The organism is Clostridium sp., from assembly GCF_032552055.1.
Taxonomy (GTDB): domain Bacteria; phylum Bacillota; class Clostridia; order Clostridiales; family Clostridiaceae; genus Clostridium.
The window spans coordinates 1-6,724 of sequence record NZ_JAWGSV010000170.1; the positions used below are offsets into that span (position 1 = coordinate 1).

General features: G+C 27.0%; 7 protein-coding genes. 5 read left to right on the forward strand and 2 right to left on the reverse strand.

The genetic code is table 11. From position 1 onward, the window contains the following. From dltD to dltC, 4 genes are all read left to right on the forward strand, one after another. Positions 1-1,080, forward strand: a 1,080-nt coding sequence (dltD, locus tag E6248_RS11255) for a D-alanyl-lipoteichoic acid biosynthesis protein DltD (protein WP_316340895.1), incomplete at its 5' end; no start/stop codon positions are given. A gap of 121 nt (positions 1,081-1,201) precedes the next feature. Then, entirely contained in the window at positions 1,202-2,719 is a 1,518-nt protein-coding gene (gene dltA / locus E6248_RS11260) for a D-alanine--poly(phosphoribitol) ligase subunit DltA (protein WP_316340896.1), read from the forward strand. Next, positions 2,719-3,873, forward strand: coding sequence for a D-alanyl-lipoteichoic acid biosynthesis protein DltB (dltB, locus tag E6248_RS11265; RefSeq protein ID WP_316340897.1), 1,155 nt, complete (start codon positions 2,719-2,721; stop codon positions 3,871-3,873). Before dltA ends, dltB begins: the two co-directional genes overlap by 1 nt. A 20-nt stretch (positions 3,874-3,893) precedes the next feature. Then, on the forward strand, positions 3,894-4,136 hold the full coding sequence (gene dltC, locus E6248_RS11270) for a D-alanine--poly(phosphoribitol) ligase subunit DltC (protein WP_316340898.1): 243 nt from the start codon (positions 3,894-3,896) through the stop codon (positions 4,134-4,136). 182 nt (positions 4,137-4,318) lie between these two features. Here dltC and E6248_RS11275 read toward each other — a convergent pair whose 3' ends face one another. Continuing rightward, complete coding sequence (locus E6248_RS11275; protein ID WP_316340899.1) at positions 4,319-5,161, reverse strand: Cof-type HAD-IIB family hydrolase; 843 nt, start codon at positions 5,159-5,161, stop codon at positions 4,319-4,321. Between the two features lie 377 nt (positions 5,162-5,538). Here E6248_RS11275 and E6248_RS11280 point away from each other — a divergent pair, with 377 nt between their 5' ends. Continuing rightward, a complete protein-coding gene (locus E6248_RS11280; RefSeq protein WP_316340900.1) occupies positions 5,539-6,108 on the forward strand; it encodes a sigma-70 family RNA polymerase sigma factor in 570 nt (189 codons plus the stop codon). An 84-nt stretch (positions 6,109-6,192) separates the two neighbouring features. On the opposite strand, the gene E6248_RS11285 is transcribed toward E6248_RS11280, so the two are convergent. After that, the coding region (locus E6248_RS11285; protein ID WP_316340901.1) for a sigma-70 family RNA polymerase sigma factor at positions 6,193-6,724 on the reverse strand (532 nt) is incomplete at its 5' end.

A 6,724-nucleotide genomic window follows, 5' to 3' on the forward strand; every position in this document is an offset into this window, starting at 1 on the left:
GATATTACTAGTATAAAGCATACTTACAATCACATAACTAGGGATAGGGGTGGCGTGCTAAAAAATTATATGAAAGAAAGTGGAGATTTAATGCTACTTGGATCTTCTGAATTATCATCCCATGTAGATCAAAATCCAATTAATTTCTTCCCATTTCAAGGAGCTAATTATGATGTAAGTATATATGGAAGAGCTTATACACAATCCTTACAACATGGAACAATTTTAAGTAATATAAGTGATTTAAATAAAGATGATAAAGTCGCAATTGTAATTTCAGCACAATGGTTTGGAAATGAAAATGGAATAAATGGAAATGATTTCTTAGTTAATTTTTCAGAACAGCAATTTTATAATTTTTTTAATAATGATAAGATTAATAAAGATACAAAAATTTATTACGCTAAAAGAATTTCTGAACTTCTAAGTAATAGTGACGAATATGGAGAAGAGAAAATATTTGCAAATTTATATTATAAAGATAATTTAATTTCTAATTCAGTATTAGCAGTACTAAAACCGTATTATTACTCAAAGGAATATTTGCTAGGATTAAAAGATAAAGTACAAACAATAAAATTATTAAAAGATTGTCCTGATAAAACTGAAAAGAATTTAAAAAGTGTTAATTGGGAAGAGGAATATACAAAGGCAGAGGAACAAGCTGAAAGCAAAGTAACTAATAATAATTTATTTGTAGAAGATGAATATTATGATACTTACTTAAGAGATAAATATGATACTTTAAAAGATGCCTGGGTAGATATTGATTTATTGAAATCCAAGGAAATTGAAGATTATGAATTTCTACTTAATACATGTAAGGAACTAGGCATACAACCTCTTATAATATTGATGCCAGTTAATGGCTTATATTATGATCATTTAGGATTAACTTTAGAAAAGAGAACAGAATTCTATACAGAAATTGAAAAGATGGCAAAAGACAAAGGGTTTGAGGTATTAAATCTTCAAAATAAAGAATATGAAAAGTATTATATGTTTGATGTAATGCATTTAGGATGGAAAGGATGGCTAACAATAAATGAAGAAATGGCTAAATATTTTCAAGGAAAATAAAGAGTTATTGGATAGTATTATACTTACATTTACAATTATAGCTATGTTTCTAATATTTGTAGTTTCTACTATTAAAGATTTACCATTTGTATATAATCAATTTTAAAGAGGAGATTTAAAAATGAGAATTTTAGAAAATATAAAATTATACTCAAAAGAAAATAGAGTAGCAGCTGTGGTAGATGGAGAAGAATTAACATATAAAGAATTAGAAAAAAGGTCTAATGCCTTAGCTTATTATCTTTTAAAAGAATTTAATGAAGATAGAACACCTGTTGTTTTATATGGTAATAAAGAAAATGATATGCTTGTAGCTATGATGGCTGCTTTAAAATCTGGGCGAGCTTATGTTCCTGTAGACATAACATTTCCAAAAGATAGAATAGAGAATATATTAAAAGAAGTAAATCCTAAAGTAGTAATAAATTGTACTACAGATAGTATTGATGTAAGCTCAGATATTATAAGTCTAGATAGATTAAACTTCATTTATAATAATTATGGAGAGAATGAAATTGATAGCAAGTACTGGGTGAAAGATGATGAAAATTGTTACATTTTATTTACTTCAGGAAGCACAGGTAAGCCAAAGGGAGTACAAATAAGTAAAAATAACTTAGATTTCTTTACTGAGTGGTTTACAGAGTACTTAAAGGTAGGAAATGAAAATAAATCAATTTTAAATCAACCATCATATTCATTCGATTTATCAGTTATGCCTGTATATTTAGGGTTAATAAATGGTAAGAAGTTATTTAGTTTATCTAAAAAAACTTTAGAAAATATGAAAGAAACTTTCAATGAACTGAAAAAGTCAGATATGAGACTTTGGATTTCAACACCTGCTTTTGCAGCAATGTGTATGCAGGATGATTCCTTTAATAATGAATTAATGACTAACATTGAAACTATGTATTTCATAGGGGAAATATTACCTAGTAAACTTGTAATAGATATAAGAAAAAGATTTCCTAATGTTAGAATAATAAATAGCTATGGGCCAACAGAAGCAACAGTAGCTATAACAGGAATAGATATAACACAAGATATAATTACTGATAATAAAGAGTTACCTATAGGATATCCTATGAAAGGATCTATTATAAAAATATTAGATGATAATAATAATGAAGTTAAAGATGGCGAAAAAGGCGAAATTACTATATATAGTAAAAGTGTAAGCAAAGGTTATTACAATAATGATGAAATGACAGCAAAGGTATTTTTTAATGAAGTTATTGATGGGAAAGAGTATAGAGCCTATAAAACAGGAGACTTAGGTTATTATAAGGATGGAATTTTATACTTTTGTGGAAGAAAAGACTTTCAAATAAAGCTAAATGGTTTTAGGATTGAGCTTGAAGATATAGAAAACAATTTGAGAAAAGTAAGTAATATAAAAAACACTATAGTTTTACCAGTATATAGAGAGCAAAAAGTATCACATTTAGTTGCCTTTGTTATTTTAGAGGAGGAAACAGGATTAAGTAATCTAAAGAATACCTTAAAGATAAAAGATGAGCTTAAGAAGTATATTCCAGCTTACATGATACCGAAGAATATTAAGGTAGTGAAAGAATTCCCTATGAATAATAACGATAAGGTAGATAGGAAAAGGCTTATGGAGGAATTTAAGTAATGAAATTAGCACAATATGGAGATTATCTATATCTATATATATTATTATTGTCATTTATTCCTGCAATAATATTAGGAATCAGGGGTAAGAATATTAAACATTACGGAGCCTTGATATCAATATTAATGGTTGGATTAATAATTGGTACGGGGAAAAATAATTTACTATTATTTATAATGTTTATAGTAGGAGAGTTTATAGTAATATTTAGTTATTTATTTATAAGAAGAAAGACTGATAGTAAAATAATTTATTATATAGCCTTATTTGTATCAATATTACCATTAATAATTACAAAGACTTCAATTTTTACTAGATTCGGGCCGTTAGGATTTATTGGGTTATCTTATTTAAACTTTAAAACTATACAAATAATTATTGAAATATATGATGGAGCTATTAAAGATGTAAAATTCTATACATTAGTATATTTTATAATTTTCTTTCCAACATTAAGTTCAGGGCCAATTGATAGATATAGAAGGTTTGAAGCAGACATAAATAAATCTATTGAAAAAAGAGAATACTTAGATGAATATCTATATGTAGGTATAAGAAAGATAATTATTGGATTAGGATATAAGTTTGTTTTAGCATACTTAATTAATACTATGTGGATGAGTAAAGTTCCAGCAGATATTACATTCCTTAATGGATTAAGTTACATGTATGCATATAGTTTATATTTATTCTTTGATTTTGCAGGATATAGCTCCTTTGCAGTAGGCACAAGCTATATATTAGGAATTAAGACGCCAGACAACTTTAATAAACCATTCTTAAGTAAGGATATGAAAGAGTTCTGGACGAGGTGGCATATTTCATTATCAAAATGGTTTGGAGACTATATATATTCTAGGATAGTATTAAATTCTATGAGAAAAAAGAGATTTAAAAGTAGATTTACTGCTTCTCATGTAGCTCAAATAACCACAATGTTAGTAATGGGGATATGGCATGGATTAAGCTCCTTTTATATTATATATGGATTATATCAAGGTATAGTACTAGTTATTACAGATATAATTCAAAGAAAATGGAAGTACTATAAGAAACATAAAAAAGAAAAATGGTTTCAATATGTTCAAATTGTCGTTAATTTTAATGTAGCATGCTTTGGGCTATTCATATTCTCAGGATGGCTTTTTAGATAAATATTATAGGAGGAATTAAAATGTTAGATAAAGTATTAAATATTTTAGAGGAAGTAACAGAAACAGACGAAATAAGAGAGGATCTAGACTTAGATCTATTTGAAGCTGGTCTTTTAGATTCTCTTGGAATTATTGAAGTATTATTAAAATTAGAAGAAGTTTTTAGCATTAAGCTTCAACCTACTGATTTAGAAAGAAAAGATATGGCTACAGTAAATAATTTAGTATCATTCTTAGAAGGATATATAGCAAATAACAATTAATAATAAACAATGTATAATTAAGGTATAAACTCCTACGGGGTTTTTTGAATTAATATATTTTTAGTGATTGCCGTGGAATTACTTATTATTCTTATTTTTTATATATTATAAATTGTGAATTGCAAAAAAGGCTGCCTATAAGTAGGTAGCCTTTTCTAAGTTTTTTAGTTAAGTATAAGTATTTATCTAAGGACAAACTCTTCGATAGCTTTTCCAACTCCAGAGTTATTATTAGTATCAGTGATATAATCTGCTACTTCCTTTACAATATCTAAGCCGTTACCCATGGCAACTCCAACTCCAGCATATTTAATCATTGAAATATCATTTTCTGAATCTCCAATACACATTACTTCTTCAGGTTTAATTCCTAAAGACTTTGCAAGGTAAGCAACGGCATTACCCTTTGAAGAGTTACCCATCATAATCTCAAAATTATTATCTCCTGAGCTAACTACGTGAAGCTTATCACCAAAGGTATCTTTTAATTCTTCTTTAGCAGCCCATAAATTATCTTTATTTTCTCCTTCTTCAATTACTATGCCTTTAAGAATATTACCTTGAAAATCTTCAATAGTCGGAATAATGTCTTCACATACTAAAAACTTTACCTTTTTTTCTTCTGGTAAGTCTTGATTCATAATGTAATAAGCGTGGTTTTCAGGAATAAAATCCTCCCTAATTAAAGTATCCCAGCTATTAAAGTTAACAGTTAAACCATGTTTTTTTACAATATTATAAATTTCAATAGCAACATCCTTTGGCATAGGATTTTCTAAAATTGCAGTATCATTAAATTTATTTTTTATATAAGATCCATTTGAAGCAATAACAGGAGTATCTATTCCAATTAAGTCAGAATAATATCTTGCAGAGCAAAATAATCTTCCAGTAGTAATGGCTATGTTAACACCAAGCTCACTTGCTTTTTTTAGAGCTTCTTTATTTCTTTCACTTACTTCATGATCACTATTTAATAAAGTACCATCCATATCAATACAAATTAATTTACTATTTTTTTTCAACTTCTCTACCTCCCTTAGGAAAAATACATAAATTTTCCCTATAAATAGTATAAGCCAAAACTTAAGAAATTAAAAACCTTTATTGAAATTAATTATCAGTAAAATATGTAAAAAAATTCAAATAATACTAGACTAAAGAACATATGTTTGCTAAAATGTAATTAATAAAGAGAAAATTATAATAAAGGGTAAATAAAATATAAAATATTAAGGAGGGAGAGTGCTGTCGCACAATAAATAATTAAGAATGAATAATGAAAAATTAATGAAAAAATTCCTATAGGAGTTTTAAAAAGTAATTAATTTTAGTAATTATGTAAGAATTACATAAATAATTCTTAATTTTAGCTGGTAATGCGACAGCCTCATAAGATTATATGATGGAAGTAAAGGAATTACTAATTAAAGCTAAAGATGGAAACAACATTGCATTAGAAGAAATTATAAAGAAACATGAACCATTAATTTATAACACAATGATTAGTTTTTATGTAAAAGGATACGATAAAGAGGATATTAGACAAATAGCTACACTTTCCATAATAAAAGCAGTGAAGAGCTGTAAGATAGAATTAAGCACAGGATTTTCAAGTTATGCTAAAGAAATAATAAGAAATGATATATACAAGGAAATATCAAAGGTAGAAAAACAATACTATAAACATAAGGAATCAAATGAAATTGCAATGGTAATAGATATAAAAGAAATTGCAGACGAAAGTACCAATATAATTGAAGATTATATAAAAAGTGAAGATAAAGAAATACTTATAAAGGAAATAAATCTTTTAGAAGAGGAAGAAAGAGCTTTACTTAAGGCTATATATGTAAAGAATATTACATTAAAGAAATATGCAGAAGAAAAAGGACTAGAATACCATAAAGCAAGATACCAAAAAGACAAGATTATTCAAAAATTAAGACTAAAACTTAAAAGAGAAGATTAATAACATAAAAAATGAATCATACTAATGCGGAAGGATGACTTGGAGATTACAACGTAATCCAGAGTATTAGTATGATTCATTTTTTTATAGTATTAGGGATTTAAGTTTTGAAAGGGCACGCTTTTTTAGGCAATTGCAGTAATAGTAGTCTTTCTTTACAGCTCTTGCATATTTGCTTAAGTTGGCGGATGTATTATCTATATACAGGAATTTTATAATACTTAGTTCTTCAGGCTCTAATTTATTTAGGGCCTTTTTTAGTTCTTCTACTAGTATATTATTTATTGCAGTTTCTTCTAGGGAAAAGTTAGTATCTATTAGTGCATCTGAATAGCTTTGGTTTGATTCTTCATTTACTATATCTATACTAAGTTCATCATTAGATCTAGCTTCTTTTCTTATAAGAGCCCTATAGCAGTTTTTAATACTAAAAGCTGCATAGGCAGTGAAGGCTTTAGGGTCCCTAGATAAGTCGAATAATTTAATTGCATGAAGTAAATTAGTTATACCTATTTGAATTAGCTCTTCATAATTTCTATTCTTAATAAACACCTTTTTAGACTCTCTAATAATAAGGGGGGTAAATGCTTTTATAATTTCATTTTTAGCATCATGT

What these genes read in the sequence shown, in the direction of transcription:
- dltA (WP_316340896.1), top strand. Translation starts at nt 1,202, where the DNA reads ATGAGAATTTTAGAAAATATAAAATTATACTCAAAAGAAAATAGAGTA.
- dltB (WP_316340897.1), top strand. Translation starts at nt 2,719, where the DNA reads ATGAAATTAGCACAATATGGAGATTATCTATATCTATATATATTATTA.
- dltC (WP_316340898.1), top strand. Translation starts at nt 3,894, where the DNA reads ATGTTAGATAAAGTATTAAATATTTTAGAGGAAGTAACAGAAACAGAC.
- E6248_RS11280 (WP_316340900.1), top strand. Translation starts at nt 5,539, where the DNA reads ATGATGGAAGTAAAGGAATTACTAATTAAAGCTAAAGATGGAAACAAC.